At 64.2% G+C, this 21,086-nt stretch carries 18 protein-coding genes; 4 read left to right on the forward strand and 14 right to left on the reverse strand.

Features of this window, described 5'->3' with window-relative positions:
- Nucleotides 1–59 precede the first annotated feature (59 nt).
- The 8 genes from WDX12_RS31895 to WDX12_RS31930 form a co-directional block, all read right to left on the reverse strand.
- Nucleotides 60–404, reverse strand: coding sequence for a nitrile hydratase accessory protein (locus WDX12_RS31895; RefSeq protein ID WP_320295199.1), 345 nt, complete (start codon nt 402–404; stop codon nt 60–62).
- Nucleotides 391–1,050 (reverse strand): nitrile hydratase subunit beta, encoded by a 660-nt coding sequence (nthB, locus tag WDX12_RS31900; protein ID WP_434723293.1) that lies wholly within the window; start codon nt 1,048–1,050, stop codon nt 391–393. The genes WDX12_RS31895 and nthB overlap by 14 nt, the downstream gene beginning before the upstream one ends.
- Nucleotides 1,047–1,652, reverse strand: a complete 606-nt coding sequence (gene nthA / locus WDX12_RS31905) for a nitrile hydratase subunit alpha (protein WP_434723294.1) — start codon at nt 1,650–1,652, stop codon at nt 1,047–1,049. The genes nthB and nthA overlap by 4 nt, the downstream gene beginning before the upstream one ends.
- A 63-nt stretch (nt 1,653–1,715) precedes the next feature.
- On the reverse strand, nt 1,716–4,871 hold the full coding sequence (locus WDX12_RS31910) for an efflux RND transporter permease subunit (RefSeq protein WP_434723295.1): 3,156 nt from the start codon (nt 4,869–4,871) through the stop codon (nt 1,716–1,718).
- On the reverse strand, nt 4,868–6,172 hold the full coding sequence (locus WDX12_RS31915; RefSeq protein ID WP_434723296.1) for an efflux RND transporter periplasmic adaptor subunit: 1,305 nt from the start codon (nt 6,170–6,172) through the stop codon (nt 4,868–4,870). Before WDX12_RS31915 ends, WDX12_RS31910 begins: the two co-directional genes overlap by 4 nt.
- 217 nt (nt 6,173–6,389) lie before the next feature.
- Nucleotides 6,390–6,986: a LysE family translocator gene (locus WDX12_RS31920; RefSeq protein ID WP_434723297.1), complete on the reverse strand. Its 597-nt coding sequence runs from the start codon at nt 6,984–6,986 to the stop codon at nt 6,390–6,392.
- A 106-nt stretch (nt 6,987–7,092) separates the two neighbouring features.
- Entirely contained in the window at nt 7,093–7,665 is a 573-nt protein-coding gene (gene ilvN / locus WDX12_RS31925; protein WP_042644054.1) for an acetolactate synthase small subunit, read from the reverse strand.
- A gap of 82 nt (nt 7,666–7,747) precedes the next feature.
- Nucleotides 7,748–9,499, reverse strand: coding sequence for an acetolactate synthase 3 large subunit (locus WDX12_RS31930; RefSeq protein WP_434725740.1), 1,752 nt, complete (start codon nt 9,497–9,499; stop codon nt 7,748–7,750).
- Between the two features lie 359 nt (nt 9,500–9,858).
- On the opposite strand from WDX12_RS31930, the gene WDX12_RS31935 reads away from it, so the two are divergent.
- Complete coding sequence (locus WDX12_RS31935; protein ID WP_434723298.1) at nt 9,859–11,778, forward strand: sigma-54-dependent Fis family transcriptional regulator; 1,920 nt, start codon at nt 9,859–9,861, stop codon at nt 11,776–11,778.
- A 267-nt stretch (nt 11,779–12,045) separates the two neighbouring features.
- Nucleotides 12,046–13,854 (forward strand): NAD(P)-binding domain-containing protein, encoded by a 1,809-nt coding sequence (locus WDX12_RS31940; protein WP_434723299.1) that lies wholly within the window; start codon nt 12,046–12,048, stop codon nt 13,852–13,854.
- A gap of 50 nt (nt 13,855–13,904) precedes the next feature.
- On the opposite strand, the gene tmpB is transcribed toward WDX12_RS31940, so the two are convergent.
- Together tmpB and tmpA are read right to left on the reverse strand one after the other, a co-directional pair.
- Complete coding sequence (tmpB, locus tag WDX12_RS31945) at nt 13,905–14,495, reverse strand: (R)-1-hydroxy-2-trimethylaminoethylphosphonate oxygenase (protein WP_434723300.1); 591 nt, start codon at nt 14,493–14,495, stop codon at nt 13,905–13,907.
- On the reverse strand, nt 14,492–15,643 hold the full coding sequence (gene tmpA, locus WDX12_RS31950) for a 2-trimethylaminoethylphosphonate dioxygenase (RefSeq protein ID WP_434723301.1): 1,152 nt from the start codon (nt 15,641–15,643) through the stop codon (nt 14,492–14,494). The genes tmpB and tmpA overlap by 4 nt, the downstream gene beginning before the upstream one ends.
- 111 nt (nt 15,644–15,754) lie before the next feature.
- Here tmpA and WDX12_RS31955 point away from each other — a divergent pair, with 111 nt between their 5' ends.
- The gene (locus WDX12_RS31955; protein ID WP_434723302.1) at nt 15,755–16,639 is read left to right on the forward strand and encodes a LysR family transcriptional regulator; all 885 of its coding nucleotides are present in this window, start codon (nt 15,755–15,757) and stop codon (nt 16,637–16,639) included.
- Here WDX12_RS31955 and WDX12_RS31960 read toward each other — a convergent pair.
- The 3 genes from WDX12_RS31960 to WDX12_RS31970 are packed head-to-tail and all read right to left on the reverse strand — an operon-like array spanning nt 16,631 to nt 18,083.
- Nucleotides 16,631–17,170, reverse strand: a complete 540-nt coding sequence (locus WDX12_RS31960) for a GNAT family N-acetyltransferase (protein WP_434723303.1) — start codon at nt 17,168–17,170, stop codon at nt 16,631–16,633. The two genes, WDX12_RS31955 and WDX12_RS31960, sit on opposite strands and share 9 nt — an antisense overlap.
- Before the next feature lie 32 nt (nt 17,171–17,202).
- Nucleotides 17,203–17,511, reverse strand: a complete 309-nt coding sequence (locus WDX12_RS31965; RefSeq protein ID WP_320295186.1) for a hypothetical protein — start codon at nt 17,509–17,511, stop codon at nt 17,203–17,205.
- 5 nt (nt 17,512–17,516) lie between these two features.
- Nucleotides 17,517–18,083 (reverse strand): helix-turn-helix domain-containing protein, encoded by a 567-nt coding sequence (locus WDX12_RS31970; protein WP_434723304.1) that lies wholly within the window; start codon nt 18,081–18,083, stop codon nt 17,517–17,519.
- 152 nt (nt 18,084–18,235) lie between these two features.
- Here WDX12_RS31970 and WDX12_RS31975 point away from each other — a divergent pair, with 152 nt between their 5' ends.
- Nucleotides 18,236–20,071: an ATP-binding protein gene (locus tag WDX12_RS31975; protein WP_320295184.1), complete on the forward strand. Its 1,836-nt coding sequence runs from the start codon at nt 18,236–18,238 to the stop codon at nt 20,069–20,071.
- 164 nt (nt 20,072–20,235) lie between these two features.
- On the opposite strand, the gene WDX12_RS31980 is transcribed toward WDX12_RS31975, so the two are convergent.
- The gene (locus tag WDX12_RS31980) at nt 20,236–21,027 is read right to left on the reverse strand and encodes a GGDEF domain-containing protein (protein WP_320295183.1); all 792 of its coding nucleotides are present in this window, start codon (nt 21,025–21,027) and stop codon (nt 20,236–20,238) included.
- Between the last annotated feature and the right edge of the window lie 59 nt (nt 21,028–21,086).

Consider the following 21,086-nt stretch of genomic DNA (forward strand, 5'->3'; position numbering starts at 1 on the left):
GCGAAATCCAGACTGAGATAATAGAAGCCTAAACTTGTCCCACTGCCGGCAAGCTGCGATCAGAGCCCCGGATCGTTCTCCAGCAGGATCGGCTTGCCATGCGGCGTGGCGTGTGCGGCGCGTTCCCACGCGGCGGCGAGCTCGTCCACCTCGCCCTTGCCGGCAATCCCCTTTCGCGACAGCAGCTTTTCCAGCGCCGCCAGCCAATGCTCGTAATAGTCGTGCCCGTCGCAAGCCGCGCCCGGCTGCTTCACCTCGGCGGACAAGGCCTCCGCCCACTCGCTCCACGAAAACAGGCCTTTGCCGTGCAGCGCAACCGTCAGGGCGAAGGCTTCCGCCTGCCAGGGCTCGGCAAAGACCGGCTCGTCGAAACCCGCCGGCAACGCATCTTCATGCCGGCTCAAGATAACTCTCCCAGGCATCGATCGAGACACTCAGCGTAGGATCGGCGCCCTCGCCCCAGATCTCGCTCCCGTCGAACACCACCGTGTAGACCCATTGCGGGTTCTCACCCGTGCCATGCGCATTGCTGTCGGGGAAGACGAAGCCGTCGCGAACGGCCTCGATCGTCCCTGTCTTGCCACGGGCGTAGCGCGGCAGGCGCGTATGGCCGGTCGGGTTGAAGTTCTTCGTCCGCACGTGATCGCCCGCCTGGAAACGCGCCGGGGTATCGACGGGCCGATCGCACGGGCCGCCCTTGGCGAGCACGGCCGGCACGTCCGCCGCCTTCAGCACTCTCTTCGGCGTCGCGGCCGGATCGACCGCCTTGTCGGCGGCAAGGTCGCGCTCGGTGATGAAGCCGTGGCGCTTCAGCAGCACTTCCAGCGCCTTGATCCAGATCTGATAGTAGCTCGACGAATAATAATCGGCGGGATGCAGCGATTCCCGCGCATGCCGGCTCTCGTCAATGTTCCAGGCGCCCATGCCGCCGGCCGTTAGTGTCACGCCCAGCGCCCGCCTCTCCCATGCCGCATGGAAATAGGGCTCGTCTCTCTCGGGCGCGACCGGCCCGAAACCCATCTGCCCGCCGAGATCCTGCGGTCCGTTCATGCCGGTTCCTTCGCGACTGCCGTGCCGATCATCGCATCGCGGCTGACTAGCCCGGCGAGCTGCTCCTCGCTCCAGCCTTCGGTGCCCTTGGGCCGCATCGGCACCACCAGGTAGCGAAGCTCGGCCGTCGAATCCCAGACGCGGATCTTCTTCTGCGCCGGCAGCGTCAGTCCGAATTCCTCCAGCACTCCGCGCGGATCGATCACAGCCCGCGAGCGGTAAGGCGGTGCCTTGTACCAGACCGGTGGCAGGCCGAGCACCGACCACGGATAGCAGGAGCAGAGCGTGCAGACGACGAGGTTGTGCGTCTCCTCGGTGTTGAACACGGCCTGCATGTGCTCGCCCTGGCGGCCGGAATAGGAGAGCGATTCAATCGCCGCGGTCGCGTCGCGCTTCAGCCAGTCGGCGTAAGCCGGATCGCCCCAGGCCTTGGCCACCACCCGTGCACCGTTGCGCGGACCGATCTTGGTCTCATAGGTGTCGACGATGACGTCGATGGCCGCGGGATCGATCAGGCCCTTTTGGGTGAGGATCGTCTCCAGCGCGCGCACGCGCGCCGCGAAGGGCTCGAGCTCGTTGTCGTGATCATGATCATGGGACATCACACGACGTTACGATTGCCCACATCGCGCCGCAAGTATGACGGCTTGGGCCAGAGCCGCCGCCTATTCGGCGGCGGTCTTTTGCGGGATGTCGTCGTTGGTGTCGAACAGCGAGGCTTGTTCGCCGCTGTCCACCACATGCAGCGCCGGACTGCTCTTCTTCGAGGAGAAGCCGAGCAGCCAGCCGGAGAAATTCTCGAAATAGACGTAGATCACCGGCGTGACGAACAGCGTCAGCGCCTGCGAGGCGAGCAGGCCGCCGACCACCGCGACGCCGAGCGGCTGGCGAAGCTCGGCGCTGGCACCGGTGCCGAGCGCGATCGGGAACGTGCCCATCAGCGCGGCAAGCGTCGTCATCATGATTGGCCGGAAACGCATCAGGCAGGCCTTGTGGATGGACTCCTTCGCCGACATGCCCTGTCGCCTGAGCTCCAGCGCCACGTCGACCATCATGATGCCGTTCTTCTTGACGATGCCGATCAGCATCAGGATGCCGATCACCGCGATCACTGAAAGGTCCATGCCGGCGAAGCGCAGCGCCACCACCGCGCCAAGCACCGCCGACGGCAGGCCAGTGAGGATGGTGAGCGGGTGGATGAAGCTCTCATAGAGCATGCCGAGCACGATATAGATCGTCAGGATCGCGCCGCCGATCAGCAGGCCCTGGTTGGCAAGCGAATCCTGGAAGGTCTTGGCCGTGCCGGCGAAGCTCGTCGAGATCGCCGTCGGCATGCCGATCTGCTCCTTGAGCTGGTCGATGCGGGTCACCGTGTCGCCGAGCGAGACGCTCTGCGGCAGATTGTAGGAGATCGTCACCGCCGGAAGCTGGCCGAGCTGATTGACCGTCAGCGCGCCGGCTGTGCGATCGACCCGCGCGAAAGCGCCCAGCGGAACCAGGCTGCCGCTGGCCGTCCGCATCTGGATGGCAAGCATGTGCTCCGGCGACCATTCGATCTTGGGATCGAGCTCGGTGATCACCGCATAGCTGTCGGCCGAACCGAAGATGGTCGAGACCTGATCGGTGCCGAAGCCGCCATAGAGCGCGGAGCGCAGCGTGTCGGTATCGATGCCGAGCTGCGCGGCCTTGTCGCGATCGATCACCAGCGACGCCTGCAGGGCGTTGTTCTGCAGATCGCTTGTGACGTCGGTGAATTTCGTGTGGTCGGCCGCCATCGCATCGTTGAGCTTCTGCGCCCAGATATCGGTCTGGCCGGTATCCAGGCCCTGCACCACGAGCTGGTAGGCGCTGGCGGATGACCGCGAACCGAGCCGCAGGTTCTGCACCGGTTGCATATAGGTCTCGATGCCCGCGACTCCCGACAGCTGGCGCCTCAGATCCGATAGCACCTTCTCGATGTTGGGACGCTGATCCTTGCCCTTGAGCTGGACGAAGAGCTGCCCCTGGTTGAGGGCGTTGTTGCCGCTGCCCGCCGACCAGGCCACATGGTCGACATAGGGCGACTTCGAGAACACGCCGGCCACTTGCCCTTGCAGCTTCGCCATGGCGTCGAACGAGATGTCCTGGCGCGCGATGGTGGTCACCGAGATCTGGCTGATATCCTCCTGCGGAAAGAAGCCCTTCGGCGAAACCTGGATCAGCCACACCGACGCCGCCGCGGTCGCCACGAAGACGAGGAACACCAGGAAAGTGTTTCGCAGGCAGAAGCCCAGGATCCGGTCGTATCCGCGCGTGATGAGGTCCGGCCTGTGACCGGGAGCATGCTTTTCGCGATCCGCCTTGCTCACCGACAGCAGGCGCGAGCAGAGCATAGGCGTCAGCGTCAGGGACACGAACATGGAGGCCAGGATGGCGACGGTCACCACGACGGCGAATTCGTTGAAGATGCGGCCGATGACGCCGCCCATCAAAAGCACCGGGATGAACACCGCCACCAGCGAGATCGAGATCGAGATGATGGTGAAGCCGATCTCGCGCGCGCCCTTCAGCGAGGCGTCGAAAGCCGACAGGCCGTCTTCCTCCATATGGCGGAAGATGTTTTCCAGCATGACGATGGCGTCGTCGACGACAAGGCCGACGGCTAAAGTCAATCCCATCAGCGAGATGTTGTCGATCGAGAAGCCGAACAGGAACATCGCGCCGAGCGTGGCGATCAGCGAGATCGGCACCGCCACGGCCGGGATGATCGTCGCCGTTACCCTGCGCAGGAACACGAAGATCACCATCACCACGAGAGCAATGGTCAGCAGCAGCGTGAACTGCACGTCGTCGACGGCCTGGCGAATCGAGGTCGAACGGTCGTTGAGCAGCTTGATCTGCGCGGCCGCCGGCATCTGGTCCTGGAAGGACGGCAGCATCGCCTTGACCTTGTCCACGACGTCGACGGTGTTGGCGTCGGGCTGGCGCTGCACGGCCATGATGATCGCGCGGGTACCATCGTACCAGCTCGCGGTCGTCGTGGTCTGCACGGAATCGACGACCCGCGTCACCTCACCCAGCCGGACCGGGTGGCCGTTCTTGGTGGCGATGATGAGGTTGGAGAAGCCGGCCGCGTCGGTGAGCTGGGTGTTGGCGGTGATGGTGAGCTGCTGCTTGTTGTTCTGCAGCACCCCGAGCGGCGTGTTGCTGTTGGCCGAGGCGACGGCCGCCTGCAGCTGGTCGATCGAGATACCGCGCGCGGCAAGCGCGGTCGGATCGATCTGGATGCGCACCGCGTATTTCTGCTGGCCGAAGATCGAAACCTGGGCCACGCCGTCGATGGTCGACAGCGACGGCGAAATGACGTTTTCGGCGAAGGCGTCGAGATCGGTCATCGGAACCGTGTCGCTGACCAGCGACATCAAAAGGATCGGCGCATCGGCCGGATTGACCTTGCGATAGCTCGGCGGCGACGTCATCTGCGGCGGCAGCGATTTCTGCGTGCGCGCGATCGCTGCCTGGACGTCGGCGGCCGCCGCGTCGATGTTGCGGTTGAGCACGAACTGGATGGCGATCGAGGTCTGGCCGAGCGAGTTGGTGGTCGAGATCGAATCGATGCCGGCGATCGTCGCGAACTGCTTGATCAACGGCGTCGCAACCGATGTCGCCATCGTCTCCGGCGAAGCGCCGGGCAGCGAGGCCGAGACATTGACCACCGGAAATTCGGCGCTGGGCAGCGCCGCCACCGGCAGGAACTTGTAGGCAAAAATTCCGCCCAGCACGAGGGCGAACGACATCAAAAGGGTGGCGACAGGCTTGCGGATGCAGAATTCGGAGATCATTGGCTCGCCCCGCCGGCCTTGTCGGCCTCCGCAACCTTGGGCGCAGCCTGCCCACCGCCGCTGGCCGCGCTGCCTTCATGCACCGCCGCGCCGTTCTTCAGTCGTGTCTGGCCTTCGACGACGACCTTCTCGCCGCTCTTCAGGCCATCGCTGATGGCGCTGTTCTGGCCCACCGTCAGCGCCACCTGCACCGGCCGCATCTCCACGGTGTTGTCCGGCTTGACCACATAGACGAACGGACCCTTCTGGCTGGGCTGCACCGCGACCGTCGGAACCGAGGTCATCTGCGGCATCGTGCCGGCCTCGAGCACCACGTCCACATATTGCCCCGGCCACAGCGACAGATCCGGATTCGGTATGCTCGCCCGCGTGGCGATGGTGCCGGAGGCCGTATCGACGCTGGAATCGACGAAATCAAGCGTGCCCTTGCCGATCGGCGTGGGATCGTCGTCCTTGGTCAGCGTCACGTCGCCTTGCTGCGGGTCGGCCAGGGCCTTGTGCAACAGCGCAAGGTTGCTCTCGGGCAGCGTGAAGTTCACCTGCAGCGGGTCGATTTGCGTGATGGTGACCAGCGGGGTCGCCGTGCTGGAGTTGCCGTTGCTTACGGTGACAAGGTCGCCGACCGAGACGTTGACGGCGCCGAGCCTGCCTGCGATCGGCGCCGTGATCGTGGCAAAGCCGAGCTGGACATTATCGGCGTCGATCGTCGCCTTGTCGGCATCGACGGTCGCGGACGCTGCCTTCTGCGCCGCCACCGCCTGATCATAGGTTTGCTGGGTTCCGGCCTGCTTGGCGACAAGGTCCTTGGCGCGCTGGAGATCGGAATTCGAACTGGCAAGCAGCGCCTGGTCCTTGGCTAAAGCGGCCTGATCCTTGGCAAGTTGCGCCTTCAACGCGCGGTCGTCGAGCTGGAACAGAACGTCGCCGGCCTTGACCATCTGGCCGTCCTTGACGTCGATCGACACGATCTGGCTGGAGATACGGGCATTGATGCTCACCACCGCCGGCGACGACACGAAGCCGATGGCATAGCGCCGTATCGGGAAATCGGCGGTCGTCGCGGTCGCCGCAACGATCGAGGCCGAGCGCGCCCCGCCGCCCTTCGCGGTGTCCGATGCATTGGCCGTCTTGTCGCCGCCCCCGGTTTTATCACCGCTTGCCGTCTTGTCCGCGGTGGTCGTGCCGGCCTGCCTGCCCGAAACGAGCTGCTGGACCTTGGCCAACGTCGAGGGCGAAGAATAGAGCCCGGCGCCCGCCAGACAGGCGACCGCTACAACTGCAAAGATGATTTTCCCGCGCATCGACAAATAAGCCTTCTACCCGACACGCCGATCCCGGTGGTCCATCTTAGCTCGATTCACGGCCCTTCGCCGCGATTTTCGCCGAATAGATAGGACAAGGCTCTGGCGGAAAAGGGCCAAAACACGGGATTACGAAGATTTAATGTGCAGTGCACAAATGTTGGGCAGCCGGCTAATATGCCGTCTCGGACCCTCGCATCGGTCCAAAAAAACGCTCTCAGCGCAGCATCGGCCACAGCGTCGCCGCGAGCAGCACACCCATGGCGATGTTGAACCATTTCAGCCGCACCGGATCCGACAGGAAGCCGCGCAGCGCGGTACCGAAACCAGCCCAGACGGACACACTGGGCAGGTTGACGATGGCGAAGGCGGCCGAGATTAGCATCACCGAAATGAACGGGTGGTCGGCGTTGGTGTAGACGGCCATGGCGGTGATCGCCATCACCCATGCCTTGGGATTGACCCACTGGAAGGCCGCCGCATCGATGAAGCGCATCGGCTCCGCCTCCGCCTCGCCCTTGCCGCTCAACGAGCGCGACATCGCGATCTTCCAGGCGAGATAGAGCAGATAGGCCGCGCCCGCGACCTTCAACGCGGTATGCAGCGCAGGCACCGCCGTCAGCACCGCGCCGAGGCCAAGGCCCACGGCCAAAAGCAGGACGAAAAAGCCGATGCTGATGCCGAGCATATGCGGGATCGTTCTGACGATGCCGAAATTGACGCCGGATGTCAGCAGCATCAGATTGTTCGGCCCTGGCGTGATCGAGGTCACCAGGGCATAGACCAAAAGGGCAAGGAATGCGTCAGCCGACATGATATCCTCCCAGATATGTCAGCCTTACTGTCCTTTTAGCAAACGCGCAAAAGCCAGCGGCGGGCAACCGCCGGGCCAAAAGCTGAAAACAGGCTGACCGTCCTGGTTACATCCCCTGCGGGCCGCGGTTCATCGCAGCGACGCCGGTGCGGCAGATCTCGACCAGGCCGAGCGGCTTCATGATGGCGATGAACTGGTCGAGCTTGGAGCCCTTGCCGGTGATCTCGAAGATGAAATGCTCGGTGTTGGCGTCGATGACCGAGGCGCGGAAAGCATCCGCAAGGCGAAGCGCCTCGACCCGGGCATCGCCGGTACCGGCGACCTTGACGAGCGCGAGTTCCCGCTCCAGCGGCCGCTCCTGCCCAAGCTCATGCGAGCGCACGGTCAGGTCGACCACCCGGTGCACCGGCACGATGCGCTCGAGCTGATGCTTGATCTGCTCCATCACATGCGGCGTGCCGCGCGTCACGATGGTGATGCGCGACAGATGTTTTTCATGCTCGGTCTCGGAGACCGTCAGACTTTCGATGTTGTAGCCACGGCCGGAGAACAGGCCGATGACGCGGGCAAGCACGCCCGGCTCGTTATCGACGAGCACGGAAAGCGTGTGCGTTTCCGGCTTCTCGGTTTCCTTGGCGATGAAGTATGCCGAGCCGGTCGGCTGAAGCTGTGCGTTCATGACGTGAATCTCTATTTCAGATTTTTGAGCTAATTCTCTGTTTGCGCATGGCTTCTCGCGACAGCCCTGCCTTGGCGGCCACCTACACCAGTTCCCTGCCCTTGGCGTCGATGGCGTTGGCCACCGCCTCGTCGGTCGCCTCGTCGGGCAGGAGCATCTCGTTATGCGCCTTGCCCGACGGGATCATCGGGAAGCAGTTGGCCAAGGTCGCCACGCGGCAGTCGAACAGAACCGGCTTCTTCACCGAGATCATCTCCTTGATCGCGTCGTCGAGCTCGTCCGGCTTGTCGCAGCGTATGCCGTGGCCGCCATAGGCTTCCGCCAGCTTGACGAAGTCCGGCATCGCCTCGGTGTAGGAATGTGACAGCCGGTTGCCGTGCAACAACTGCTGCCACTGGCGCACCATGCCCATATACTGGTTGTTGAGGATGAAGATCTTGATCGGCGCCTCATACTGCACCGCCGAGCTCATCTCCTGCATGGTCATCTGCACCGAAGCGTCGCCGGCGATGTCGATGACCAGCGCATCGCGATGCGCGATCTGCACGCCGAGCGCGGCCGGCAGGCCGTAGCCCATCGTGCCCAGGCCGCCCGAGGTCATCCAGCGGTTCGGCTTGTCGAAATGATAGTGCTGAGCCGCCCACATCTGATGCTGGCCGACCTCGGTGGTGATGTAGGTGTCCATATCCTTGGTCAGCGCATAGAGCCGCTGGATCGCGTATTGCGGCATGATGACGTCGCTGTTCATCTTGTAGGCGAGCGAATCCCGCGCCCGCCATTTCGCGATCTGTTCCCACCACGGATAAAGCGCCTTCTTGTCGGTCTTGGCGGTCGCCCGCCACAGCCGCACCAGGTCTTCCAGCACGCGGCCGACGTCGCCCAGGATCGGCACGTCCGCATGCACGTTCTTGTTGATCGAGGACGGGTCGATGTCGATGTGGATCTTCTTCGAGTTCGGCGAGAACGCGTTGAGCCTGCCGGTGATGCGGTCGTCGAAGCGCGCGCCGATGCAGATCATCACGTCGCAATCGTGCATTGCCATGTTGGCTTCGTAGGTGCCGTGCATGCCGAGCATGCCGACCCAGTTCTTGCCGGATGCCGGATAAGCGCCAAGCCCCATCAGCGTCGAGGTGATCGGGAAGCCGGTGAGGTCGACCAGCTCGCGCAGCAGATGGCTGGCTTCCGGGCCGGAATTGATGACGCCGCCGCCCGAATAGATGATCGGCTTCTTCGCGCCGGCCATCAGCTCGACCGCGGCCTTGACCTTCTCCAGGTCGCCCTGGACCTTCGGCTTGTAGCTGGTGCGCGGCGCCGTCTGTGGCGGCACATAGATGCCTTTGGCGAACTGCACGTCCTTCGGAATATCGACCACCACCGGGCCGGGCCGGCCGGTGGTCGCGACATGGAACGCCTCATGGATGGTGGCGGCGAGCTGGTTGACGTCCTTCACCAGCCAATTGTGCTTGGTGCAGGGCCGCGTGATGCCGACCGTGTCGCATTCCTGGAAGGCGTCGGAGCCGATCAGCGAGGTCGGCACCTGGCCAGTGAGGCAGACCAGCGGAATGGAATCCATCAGCGCGTCCTGCAGCGGCGTCACCGCATTGGTGGCGCCGGGACCGGACGTCACCAAAAGCACGCCGGCCTTTCCGGTCGAGCGCGCATAGCCTTCGGCCGCGTGGCCGGCGCCCTGCTCATGCCGGACCAGGATGTGCTCGACATCGTCCTGTTGAAAAATTTCGTCGTAAATTGGGAGAACCGCGCCGCCCGGATAGCCGAAGACGTGCTTGACGCCGTTATCCTTCAGCGCCTGCACCACCATCTCCGCGCCCGTCATTTCGCGCCGCTCGTTCTGTCCGTTGCTCATCGGTCTGGTCCCGTACTGTCCGCCATCTGGCGATTTGCTGGTCGTTTAGTTCGATTGGAGGCAATAAAAAAGGCCCCCGAGGGAGCCTGTGAGATGCGCATGGGAGGTTTTCGCCCGGCGGTTACACCGCCTTGCCCACGCGCCAGCCTACGAGAATGAGTGCCGTTTTCATGGGCGCGGACAATAAGCGAAAACGCGGGCTCGTCAATGGGGTCCCGTGCAAATTCACCCGCCTGTGAAACGGCTCGGTCTCGCGCTACCATAGTACAGTTGAGCGCCCGCCGCCGACGCACCACTATGCGCTGGCAAAGGACGTGCGAGGAGGACGCATGGCTGGCGAACGCGAGCATATACGCGAAATCGAACAGGTATTGTCCGGCGCCCGATCGGCCCGCGACGATATCGTGGTTCAATCCTGGCTGCGCTGCATCGACACGCATCGGCTCGATCCGGCACGGCCGACGGAAGCCTACATCGTTCCCGATACCCAGCTGCGCGAGCACCGCGAGCAGTCGGAGCGGCTGATCGCCATTGCCCGCAGCGGGCTGGAGACATTATTCAAGCAGGTGGCGGGCCAGAACTATGTCTTGCTGCTGGCCGACGCCAAGGGCGTCACCGTCGACTTCCTCGGCGACCCGCTGTTCATGGACCAGTTGCGCACGGCCGGTCTCTACCTCGGCTCCGAATGGTCGGAGAGCCGCACCGGGACCTGCGGCGTCGGTTCCTGCATCGTCACCGGCGAGGCGATGACCATTCACCAGACCGACCATTTCGACACCACCCACACGCCGCTCTCCTGCACCGCCGCGCCGATCTTCGACACCAAGGGCGAATTGACCGCCGTGCTCGACATATCGCTGCTGCGCTCGCCGCAGCCCAAGGTCAGCCAGAACCTTGCCCTTCACCTTGTGACGTCGTCGGCCCGGCGCATCGAGCTCGCCAATTTGATGGCGCAGATGCATTCGGAATGGGTGCTGCGCTTCTCCCGCTCGCCCGAATTCCTCGACGTCGATCCGGAAGCCGCCATCGCGCTCGACGCGTCGGGCCGCATCCTCGGCACCACGCGCGGCGCGGCACTGCTCCTGGCACAGGCTGGCGGTGTCGACTGGCGTCGCTCCTCGCCGGTCGGCCAGCCGATCTCGCGTTACCTCGACATGGATATCGACGACTTGCCGAATTTGACGCGCGGCCGCCCGACCGAGGAGCGGCTGGTGTTCGGCCGCAACGGCAGCGCGCTGTTCGCGCATGCCATCGAACCGCAGCCGTCGAGCGGACGCCGCGCCCCCGTCGAGGTGCTGCCTGGACCGATCGCCGAGCTTTCTGGCGGCGACCCGGTCATGGCGGCAATGCAGCTCAGGGCCGCCAAGCTGGCGCGCACCACAATCCCGATCCTGATCCACGGCGAGACCGGTTCCGGTAAGGAACATCTCGCCCGCGCGCTGCATGACAGCTCCGGGCGCTTCGGCCCGTTCGTGGCCGTCAACTGCGCGGCCATCCCGGAACATTTGATCGAGAGCGAGCTGTTCGGGCACGCCGCGGGCGCCTTTACCGGCGCCACGGCCAAGGGACGCAAGGGCCTGATCGAGAGCGCCGACGGTGGCACGCTGTTCCTCGACGAGATCGGCGACATGCCCTACGCGCTGCAATCGCGGCTTTTGCGTGTGATCGCCGAGCGCGAACTGGTCCCGGTCGGCGGCATCGCGCCTCGGCCTGTCAACATCAAGATCATCTCCGCCTCGCATCATGACTTGCGCCAACTGATTGCCGAGGGCCGTTTCCGCGAGGACCTGTTCTATAGGCTGAACGCCGCCTCGCTGAGTTTGCCGGCACTGCGAGAACGCACCGATTTCGAATGGCTGCTGGAACGGCTGGTCGGCGAGCGCGCGCGCCTTGCCGGCCGGTCGGCACGGCTGTCGCCGGCGGCGCGGCTGGCGCTGATCCGCCATGACTGGCCCGGCAACATCCGCGAGCTCGTCAACGCCGTGGATCTGGCGATGGCGCTTTGCGACGATGAGACGATCCAGCCTTCCGACCTGCCTGATTTCGCCACGTTCCGCGCCGCGCCGACGGCCCCATCCGCCAGCCTGGTCGCGCTGCGCGCGCCCTCGCCCGAGGAAGAGCGTGGCGCCCTGCTGGCCGTGCTGGCGGCAACCGGCTGGAACATTTCCGAAGCCGCGCGGCGTCTCGGCGTCGACCGCACCACGGTGCATCGCCGCATGAAGCGCCTGCGGCTGGAAGCGCCCAACTAAGCATGTCGCCCAAAAGTGCGCAGCGGTTTTGGGACAACGACATGCGTCGGAACAGGGACTTAAAGCGCGCCGCCTGAATGCGCTTCATTCGGCGCGCTTTAATATTGCAAGGCTGTGGCGCGCCGTAGCGCCTGCAACAGGAAACGCAACAGGCAAGACAACGCAAGAGCATCCTAACAGATTGATTTCATTGCAATCACGAACAAGCGCCACGGTTGGCACGCCGCTTGCTGCTCATGGCGCACTCTAGCAAGTGGAGGAGAACAAATGCTCGAGAGAACACCCACCACCAAGGCGCAGGCGCTGCTCGACAAATTCGGCAAGGCGCTGGAAGCCGGCGACATCGACAGCGCCGTCAACTGCTTCCAGGCCGACTGCTACTGGCGCGACCTCGTCACCTTCACCTGGAACCTGAAGACGATGGAAGGTCAGAACCAGGTCCGCGACATGCTGCAGGCGACGCTGGCCGGCACCAAGCCGACCGGATGGTCGGTGGCCAAGGGCGAGGAAGCAAGCGAGGACGGCGGCGTCATCACCGCCTGGATCACCTTCGAGACGAGCGTGGCGCGCGGCTTTGGCCTTGTGCGGTTCAAGGGCGACCTGATCTGGACCTTGCTCACCACGATGGCGGAGCTGAAGGACCATGAGGAGAAAGCGGGCTTCAGCCGCCCGCTCGGCGCCAAGCATGGCCACGGCAAGGGCCGCAAGACATGGCGCGAGGAGCGCGACGACGAGATCGCCGAGCTCGGCCATTCCAGGCAGCCCTATGTCGTGATCATCGGCGGCGGCCAGGGCGGTATCGCGCTCGGCGCGAGGCTGAAGCAGCTCGGCGTGCCGGCCATCATCATCGAGAAGAACGAGCGTCCGGGCGACTCATGGCGCAAGCGCTACAAGTCGCTCTGCCTGCACGACCCGGTCTGGTACGATCACCTGCCCTATATCGACTTTCCGAAGAACTGGCCGGTGTTCGCGCCGAAGGACAAGATCGGCGACTGGCTGGAGATGTACACCAAGGTGATGGAGCTGAACTACTGGTCCTCCACCACCGCCAAATCGGCCAAGTACGACGAGAAGACCAAGGAATGGACCGTCGTCGTCGAACGCGACGGCAAGGAGATCGTGCTCAAGCCGAAGCAACTGGTGCTGGCGACCGGCATGTCCGGCAAGGCGAACTGGCCGAAATACAAGGGCCAGGACATCTTCAAGGGCGAGCAGCAGCACTCCTCGACCCATCCCGGCCCGGACAAATACCGTGGCAAGAAGGTGGTGGTCATCGGCTCGAACAACTCGGCGCACGACATCTGCGCGGCGCTGTGGGAAGGCGGCGCCGACGTGACCATGGTGCAGCGCTCCTCCACCCATATCGTCAAGTCCGACACATTGATGGATATCGGTCTCGGCGCGCTCTATTCGGAGCAGGCGGTCGAGAACGGCATGACGACGCGCAAGGCCGACATGATCTTCGCTTCGCTCCCCTACCGCATCCTGCACCAGTTCCAGATCCCGCTCTATGAGCAGATGAAGGAGCGCGACGCGAAATTCTACGCCGACCTGGAAAAGGCCGGCTTCATGCTCGACTGGGGCGATGACGGCTCAGGCCTCTTCATGAAATACCTGCGCCGCGGCTCCGGTTATTACATCGATGTCGGCGCCTGCGACCTCGTCATAGACGGCTCGATCAAGCTGAAGAGCGGACCGGGCGCGGCGGTCCAGGAACTCACCGAAACCGGCGTGAAATTCGCCGACGGCACGGAGTTGCCAGCCGACCTGGTGATCTATGCCACCGGCTACGGCTCGATGAACGGCTGGGCCGCGGACCTGATCTCACAGGAGGTGGCGGACAAGGTCGGCAAGGTCTGGGGCCTCGGCTCCGCCACCACCAAGGATCCGGGTCCCTGGGAAGGCGAGCAACGCAACATGTGGAAGCCGACGCAGCAGGAAGCACTGTGGTTCCACGGCGGCAACCTCCACCAGTCGCGGCACTACTCGCAGTATCTGTCCCTACAGCTCAAAGCCAGGCAGGTCGGCTTGCCGACGCCTGTCTATGGGCTGCAGGAGGTCCATCACAAGAGCTGACCCACGGGGCTCGCAGAAGACAGAAGCCCGGCCAACCGGGCTTCTGTCATCTAAGCCGCCTTTTCCGCCGCGAACTTTTTCACGACGCGCTCAAGCAACGGCACATAGTCGCGAAAAGCCCGCGTCTTCATGTCGGCGACCTTGCCGCCCTCGTCCCACATGCGCACCCGCACCGCTTCGTCGTGGAACGGATTGCTACGGAACTCAGCCACTTCCTCCGCGCTCATCGGTCCGCCCTGCAGCGACAGCGTGTGGACCGAAGCCGGCGACAGCTTGCCGAAATAGCTCGGATCGGTGGCGCAGAGATAACGCTTGGCCGAGACATGCAGCCGCACGCACTCGACGATGACCGGCGGAAAGAACGGCGCAAGCACCTCGCCGCCGGCCTCGTCATGGTGCTTGTCCTCGACGTCGTCGGGCGAATAGGTGCCGAACTCGCTGGTGTAGTGGCCGATGTCGTGCAGCAGCGCCGCCGCCACAAGCTCCTCCGGCGCGGCGTCCTGCTCGGCCAGCCACGCGCCCTGCAGCATATGCTGCGACATGGTGACGGGCTCGCCGAGATAGGATTCCGCCCCGCGGCGCTCGAAGATATCGGCGATGAACTCTACGATGTTGCCGGCGTTCAATTCGTTCGGGCTCATTCCGCCGCCTCCTTGAAACCATGCTCGATCGCCGCAAGCGTCGACAGCAAGCCATCCTTGTCGGCGTAGCAGCCCTGCAGCCAACGCTTGCCGCTGCCGGAAAACGCCTTGCGCGCATGCATGACGCGGGTGTTGTCGACGATGAAGGATTCTCCCGCCTCGAGCTTGAACGTCACCTCGAAGACCGGATCCTCGATCAATTCGGCGAACCGGCGGTAGGCTGCATAGTATCTGTCCATCTCGGTGAACGGCACGTCGACGATCGGCGCCAGCGAGCGGTTGTTGAAGCGGATGCAGATGAGTTCGCCATCGGGTCCGAGCTCGATCATCGGCCGCTTGGACTGGAGGCGCACGCCCGACGAGCCGGCATATTCGAAGCGCGCCGGATAGGAAGAGAGCAACCGGAAGCCGTCCGGGTTTTCCGCCTGCAGTGCCGCCGCCACCGCGAACCCGTCGACGACACTGGATTCGCCGCCATCGACCGTGTTCTCGATGCAGGCGAGGATCTGCAGCGTCGGCACCGGATCGCGGTAGGGATTGTCGGTATGCGCCTGCAGGCCGAGATTGGTGTAGGCGAGATTGTTCGGATTGACCTCGGCGCGCACCTCGAACCAGCGTCCGTAATTGGTCTCCCTGACATAGCCGAAGAGGTCGGCCACCTTGCACAGCGAACCGGATACGGCAGGCAATCCGTCCATGACGGCAAAGCCGTAGCTGCGCACCGCGGCCAGCCATTGCCGCAGCACATTGCTGTCGCGGCTGGCGTCGGCATAGGCCGCGCGCGGCACGGAATTCTGCATCGTGGCTTTCGTCCAGCGCCGTATGTCGCCTGCCGTCCAGCCGAGCTCGCGTGCCTCCTGGCGATCATAGGCATGGCCGCGCAGCCAGCCGGCGGGAAAGCCGACGGTCTTGCCTTCGGGAGCGAACGTGACTTCGAGCAACTCGCCCTTGATCGAGGCGGCGGCGATCCGCGTCTCGGCCGGAATGTCGAGGATGGTGATCAGCCTCTGGCCGTTGCCGGCGCTGCGCGTCTTGTCGTCCAGCGCATTGTCGCGCAGCCACATGGCGTGGAAGCGGCTCACCGTTCCGTCTTTCCAGCCAAGCTCGATCGTTCGTCCGTCGTCGCCCAGCGTTACCGTCGTCAGCATATCCCGAAAGCTCCCATCCTCGACCCGCCACTGCGGACACGGATTGCATGGTGGCTTCGCCGAAGGCATAATTCAAATTATCGTTTTGTGGGTAATGACGCTAAATTTCTGATGGCTGGAAAAGCTTTCGACACGATGCCTCCGCTCGACTGGCTGCGCAGTTTCGAGGCCGCTGCCCGCCTGTCGAATTTCACCGCCGCGGCCGCCGAGCTCGGGCTCACCCAGGCAGCGGTGAGCCAGCACATCCGTTTTCTGGAAGAGCGGCTCAAGACGCGATTGTTCGCGCGCCTGGCGCGCGGCGTGGCCCTGTCGCCGGAAGGCGCGGCCTACCTCCCCCACATCCAGTCGGCATTCGCGACCATCGGCAACAGTACGAACGAGTTGTTCGAGCCGCGCGCCGTGCAGTCCGTCAGCATCCGTGTTCCCATCTCCTTCGCGATGCTGGTTCTGGTCCCGGCTCTTCCCGACCTGGCAAAGGCGCTGCCACGGGTGAGGCTCGATCTGGTGACCATCCATCGGCCGACCGACTACGACCAGCCGGGCTCGGCGCTCGACATACGCTTCGGCAACGGATCCTTTCCCGGGCGCGAAGCCGACCGGTTGACCATCGAGCGGCTCGTCCCGGTCGCGGCGCCGACACTCGCGCTCGGTGGCGATTGGACATCGCTGCCACTGCTCCTGGTGGCCGGCGCGCGCGAGATGTGGGCGGAGTGGTTTGCCGCCGCGGGGCTTGCCGGCCATTCCCGGCGCTCGCATCGCTTCGACAGTTTCGTCGCCGCCTTGGAAGCGGCAAGGACCGGCGCCGGAGCGCTGCTCGGTTCCCGGCCTTTGGTCGACGCCGCGCTCAGGGACAAGGCTCTGGTCAGGCTTTCGGATTTCGAGCTTTCAAGCCCATCGGGCCATTTCCTGACGAGGCCGTCATCGTCGCGACTGTCCGGCGCCGAGCAGGATTTCCGCCGCTGGCTCCTGTCGCGCATCGCCCGGGTTTCAGGATAGCGCTCCGGCCGTCGTTCCGATCCGTTTCCAGTAGATAAGGGTGCCGGTCAGCCCGCCATGCGGCTTGAGCGCGAAATCGGGGATCTCACCGGTCAGGGTGAAACCAAGTTTCTCATAAAGCCCGGCCGCGCCCTCCTCGCTCGCCGTGTCCAGCACCAGTAGCGTGCGGCCTTTTTCGGCAGCCAGTTTCTCGGCTGCCTGCATCAGGCGCGTCGCGACGCCTTTGCCGCGATGGCGCCGGCCGGTCATCAGCTTGGCGATCTCGGCGCGGTGCGGCTGATTGGGCGGAAAGTCGAGAAGCAGCGTGACGGTGCCGGCAAGCGCCCCGCCCTGCCATGCGCCCAGCACCGCCCTTTCGCCGCGCGCGGCCGCGGCAAGCGACTTGCGCCAGAAATCCCGCGCTGCTTCCGGCGACAATGGGTGCATGAAGCTCACCGACCCGCCGGCGGCGACCGTCTCGATCAAGAGATCGCACAGCATGGCCTCGGTTGCCGCGTCGTCGGTCAACGCCCGGATTTCAAGGGGGTTCATGCCGGTGCTCTCCAGAGGTATCGGGAACGAGGTCATTCGAAATGGCTGATGCGCTTGCGTCGTCGCGCCCGCCTGATTTCGGCGACACGGTCGTCATCGTCCTCGCCGAGGTGGCGCCCGCGCTCCAGGATCTCGAGCGTGTATTCCTCATAGGTCAGCCCGAGCCGCTCGGCTCGTTCCAGCCGCATCAGCATGACGGCGTGGCCTGGCGCCTTCCAGGCCTTGTCGTGGGCGGCGCGCCAGGCGAGGAAGACATAGGCGTCGCCCTTGCCCCAGGGCGGGCCGTCATAGTCGTCGAGCGGCGGCCCGCCATTGTGCGAGCGCTTTGGCCGGCGGGACATCAGGGTCATCCCTTAACCAGCGCCACGAGATACTCCGCTGCATCCGGCCCCGGAGCATGAAAGACGCAATCCGACGGCGCGCCGAGCGCCAGGCAGTCGCCGGGTTCGAGCCGGTGCACCACATCACCTTCGGTGAACTCCAGCCTTCCGTCGATCAGCCATATCTGCTGCTTGATGAAAGCGTAGGAGGCGGCCGGAAGGCTGACCTTGGCGCCCGCGGGCAGACTGACCCTGATCAGTTCGAGCGGCATCTGCGATGCCGGCGACAAATGCCGCCTGATGTAACCGGTTGCCGGATCCTGCCAGACCGGCTGCTCGTCCTTGCGCGAAACGCCGCCGCCTTGCATCTCGGCTCGTGCGATCAGTGTCGACAGCGTCATGCCGAAAGCCGCTGCGATACGCACCAGGAGCGCCGCGGTCGGACTGGTCGTGCCGCGTTCGATGGCGCTCAGCATCGCCTTCGAGACGTCCGAGCGCTCGGCCAGTTCGGCCAGCGACCAGCCCCTCACCGTCCGTTCGCCGCGTATTCGCCTGCCGATGGTGGCGCTGATGTCATTCGATATATTATCCACTCGTCCAATATATCGGAATTTCGCGAACTGAGAAGAAGCTGTTCGATCGAATTGTCGCGGCTGGCTTAACGCTGCCTACACCATCCGACCTCACCTGACTTTAACCCCGATTGGATAGGGTTCCCGCTCCAGGGGAATGGGACCAGCGCATTATGTTTGTTGAACGCGAAGCCTCCGTCGGAGAACCGACCTCGCAGGAACGCCGCAACATCCAGCAGAACGACAAGCGCATTCTGGGCAATGTCGTGCAATGCGACGGCGCGCGCGCCACCATCAGCGCCTATGCCGAAGACGCCGACGGCATCGTCAGCGGTCAGTGGACCGTCGGCAGGATGATCTCCATCAATCTCGGCGCGGCGCGAACTGTCGGCCTTGTCTATGCCATCGGCAAATCGGACCGCGCCTGGAACACCGAAGGGCAGAACCCGATCGAGGTCAGCGTCGAACTGGTCGGCGAAGTGCGCGACGGCGCCGAGCCCGGCTCCAAGCCGGTGTTCGACCGCGGCATCACGATTTATCCGCATATCGGCGCCATCGCTCACCGCATCCGCAGCCGCGACCTGCAGGCGGTCTACGACCTGGCCGGGCGCCATTCGGTGACCATCGGCACGCTGTCGCAGGATGAGTCGATCGATGCCAACATCGCCATCGACGACACCCTGGCGCGCCATTTCGCCATCGTCGGCACCACCGGCGTCGGCAAATCGACCGCGGTCTCACTGCTCTTGCGCAAGACCATCGAGGCGCGCCCGGACCTGCGCGTGCTCATTCTCGACCCGCACAATGAGTTCGCTGCCTCGCTGCCGGAATATTGCGTCAAGGTCGATTCCGCGACGCTCGACTTGCCATTCTGGATGTTCAGGCTGGAAGAATTCGCCGAGGTCCTGTTTCGAGGGCGCGAGACGGTACCGGAAGAGGTCGACGCCCTGCGCGACCTGATCCCGGCCGCAAAGAACCTCTACCGCAACCCGAATTCCGGGACTTATATCAGGCGCGGCAGCGACGCGCTGACGGCGGACACGCCGGTGCCTTACCGCATCGCCGACCTCATCAAGCAGATCGACGAGCGCATGGGCCTGCTGGAAAGCAAGAACGACCGCCCGATCCTGAAATCGCTGAAGACGCGCATCGAATCGGCCGCTGCCGACCCACGTTACCGCTTCATGTTCAATTCGCGCCTGATCGAGGACACGATCCACGAAACGATCGGCAATATTTTCCGCGTTCCGAGCCACGGCCGCCCGGTCACCTGCTTCGAGATGGCGGGCATGCCGTCGGAAGTCGTCAATTCGGTCTGCTCGGTGCTGGCGCGCCTGGCCTTCGACCTGGCCTTGTGGAGCGAGGGCCGGCTGAGGCTGCTCCTGCTTTGCGAGGAAGCCCACCGCTATATGCCGGCCGATCCGCGTCTCGGATTCGCGCCGACCCGGCACGCGCTGTCGCGTATCGCCAAGGAAGGCCGCAAATATGGCTGCTATCTCGGCGTCGTCACCCAGCGCCCGGGTGAGCTCGACCCGACCATTCTGTCGCAGTGCTCGACCTTTTTCGCGATGCGCCTCGCCAACGAGCAGGACCAGGCGATCATCCGCTCGGCGATCGCCGACTCCTCGGCCTCGACGCTGGCCTTCCTGTCCTCCATGGGGCAGCGCGAAGCCATCGCCTTCGGCGAAGGCGTGGCGACGACCATGCGGCTGAAATTCGAGAAGCTTGCGCAGGAATTCATCCCCGGCACCGCGAAGAGGGAGCAGGTAGAACCCTCCGTGGACGGCAACGATGTCGACCTGGCCATGATCGTCGAGCGGCTGCGCAACGTGCCGAAGCCGCAACAGGCCATGGCTTTTGCCGAAGCCGTGGACTCGAGCCGCCAGGCCGGCGACCCGGACTATAAGAAGCCGGCCACCACCGCCGCCCGCGCTCAGCCGGACGACGACTTCGACACACGCTACGGGCTGAAGCCCTCGACCTTCGGCATGCGCCAACTCAACGACTGAACGGCTGCCTCGCAAGCACGGCCAAATTCCGAACAGGAATTCATCAGGCCGGTCGAATGACGTGGCTTTCGAGAAGCCGGAGCGGAGCGGACATTCAGTCCGTGAGCACCGGAAGTCGAGAAAGCCGCGTCATTCGACCGGCCTCATGAATTCATGTCGGAATTTTAGGCGCAGACGCGGTTGCGGCCCTGCTTCTTCGCCTCGTAAAGCTGGCGATCGGCGCGGCGATAGAAATCCTCCGCGCTCTCCTTGTGGTCCCAGACGGCAAGGCCGACGCTGGTGGTGACCTTCAGCCGCACATTGCCCGACATGATCGACATGTTGGCGATCGCCTTGCGGATGCGCTCGGCGAACCTGGCGAGCAATTCGACATCCATGTTGGGGGTGACGACGGCAAACTCCTCGCCGCCCAGCCGCGCCACCACGTCGTGATAGCGCGTCATGCCCCGCAGGCAGGTGGCGACGGCTCTCAGCACCTCGTCGCCGACGTCATGGCCATGCGTGTCGTTGACCTGCTTGAAATGGTCGAGATCGAGGATCATCAGCCCGACCGGCCTGTCGATGCGGCGAAACTCTTGGAGATATTCGCGCAGCGCATCGTCGAAATAGCGGCGGTTCTGCATTCCGGTGAGACCGTCGGTGAGCGCCGCCTGCTCGAGCGTCTGCGAACGGGCGCTGAGCGAAACCGTCATGGCCCTGAGCTTGCCCTCTTCCCGCACCTGGCCGCGGATCAGCGGGTAGATGAAGAAAGTGCCGAAGAACAGCGCGGTCGCCAGCAGCGCGCCGGTGACGAACAGCAATTTGTTGAGATAGACGATTTTGTCGACGCGCGACGCCGCATCGAGATCGGCGGCGATGTCCTGCAATTGGCCATAGGCGTGGAAGGTCACCAGGCCCGCGGCCAGGATCACGAAAATAAAGACAAAGAATGCGGATTCCGCCTTATGGAAACGCATCTACTCCCCGCGGCACTGCAAGCCCTGAGGTTATGGCATGGCGGACCTTACGGACCGTT

It is taken from the genome of Mesorhizobium sp. RIZ17 (assembly GCF_051127865.1).
Classification (GTDB): domain Bacteria; phylum Pseudomonadota; class Alphaproteobacteria; order Rhizobiales; family Rhizobiaceae; genus Mesorhizobium; species Mesorhizobium humile.

Bases quoted from the DNA above. Each gene is read 5' to 3' on its own strand.
- WDX12_RS31960 (WP_434723303.1), bottom strand. From the start codon at position 17,170: ATGAACCCCCTTGAAATCCGGGCGTTGACCGACGACGCGGCAACCGAG.
- WDX12_RS31915 (WP_434723296.1), bottom strand. From the start codon at position 6,172: ATGCGCGGGAAAATCATCTTTGCAGTTGTAGCGGTCGCCTGTCTGGCG.
- WDX12_RS31980 (WP_320295183.1), bottom strand. From the start codon at position 21,027: ATGCGTTTCCATAAGGCGGAATCCGCATTCTTTGTCTTTATTTTCGTG.
- WDX12_RS31940 (WP_434723299.1), top strand. From the start codon at position 12,046: ATGCTCGAGAGAACACCCACCACCAAGGCGCAGGCGCTGCTCGACAAA.
- WDX12_RS31935 (WP_434723298.1), top strand. From the start codon at position 9,859: ATGGCTGGCGAACGCGAGCATATACGCGAAATCGAACAGGTATTGTCC.
- WDX12_RS31955 (WP_434723302.1), top strand. From the start codon at position 15,755: ATGGCTGGAAAAGCTTTCGACACGATGCCTCCGCTCGACTGGCTGCGC.
- WDX12_RS31930 (WP_434725740.1), bottom strand. From the start codon at position 9,499: ATGACGGGCGCGGAGATGGTGGTGCAGGCGCTGAAGGATAACGGCGTC.
- nthB (WP_434723293.1), bottom strand. From the start codon at position 1,050: ATGAACGGACCGCAGGATCTCGGCGGGCAGATGGGTTTCGGGCCGGTC.
- WDX12_RS31920 (WP_434723297.1), bottom strand. From the start codon at position 6,986: ATGTCGGCTGACGCATTCCTTGCCCTTTTGGTCTATGCCCTGGTGACC.
- nthA (WP_434723294.1), bottom strand. From the start codon at position 1,652: ATGTCCCATGATCATGATCACGACAACGAGCTCGAGCCCTTCGCGGCG.
- WDX12_RS31975 (WP_320295184.1), top strand. From the start codon at position 18,236: ATGTTTGTTGAACGCGAAGCCTCCGTCGGAGAACCGACCTCGCAGGAA.
- WDX12_RS31965 (WP_320295186.1), bottom strand. From the start codon at position 17,511: ATGTCCCGCCGGCCAAAGCGCTCGCACAATGGCGGGCCGCCGCTCGAC.
- tmpB (WP_434723300.1), bottom strand. From the start codon at position 14,495: ATGAGCCCGAACGAATTGAACGCCGGCAACATCGTAGAGTTCATCGCC.
- ilvN (WP_042644054.1), bottom strand. From the start codon at position 7,665: ATGAACGCACAGCTTCAGCCGACCGGCTCGGCATACTTCATCGCCAAG.
- tmpA (WP_434723301.1), bottom strand. From the start codon at position 15,643: ATGCTGACGACGGTAACGCTGGGCGACGACGGACGAACGATCGAGCTT.
- WDX12_RS31910 (WP_434723295.1), bottom strand. From the start codon at position 4,871: ATGATCTCCGAATTCTGCATCCGCAAGCCTGTCGCCACCCTTTTGATG.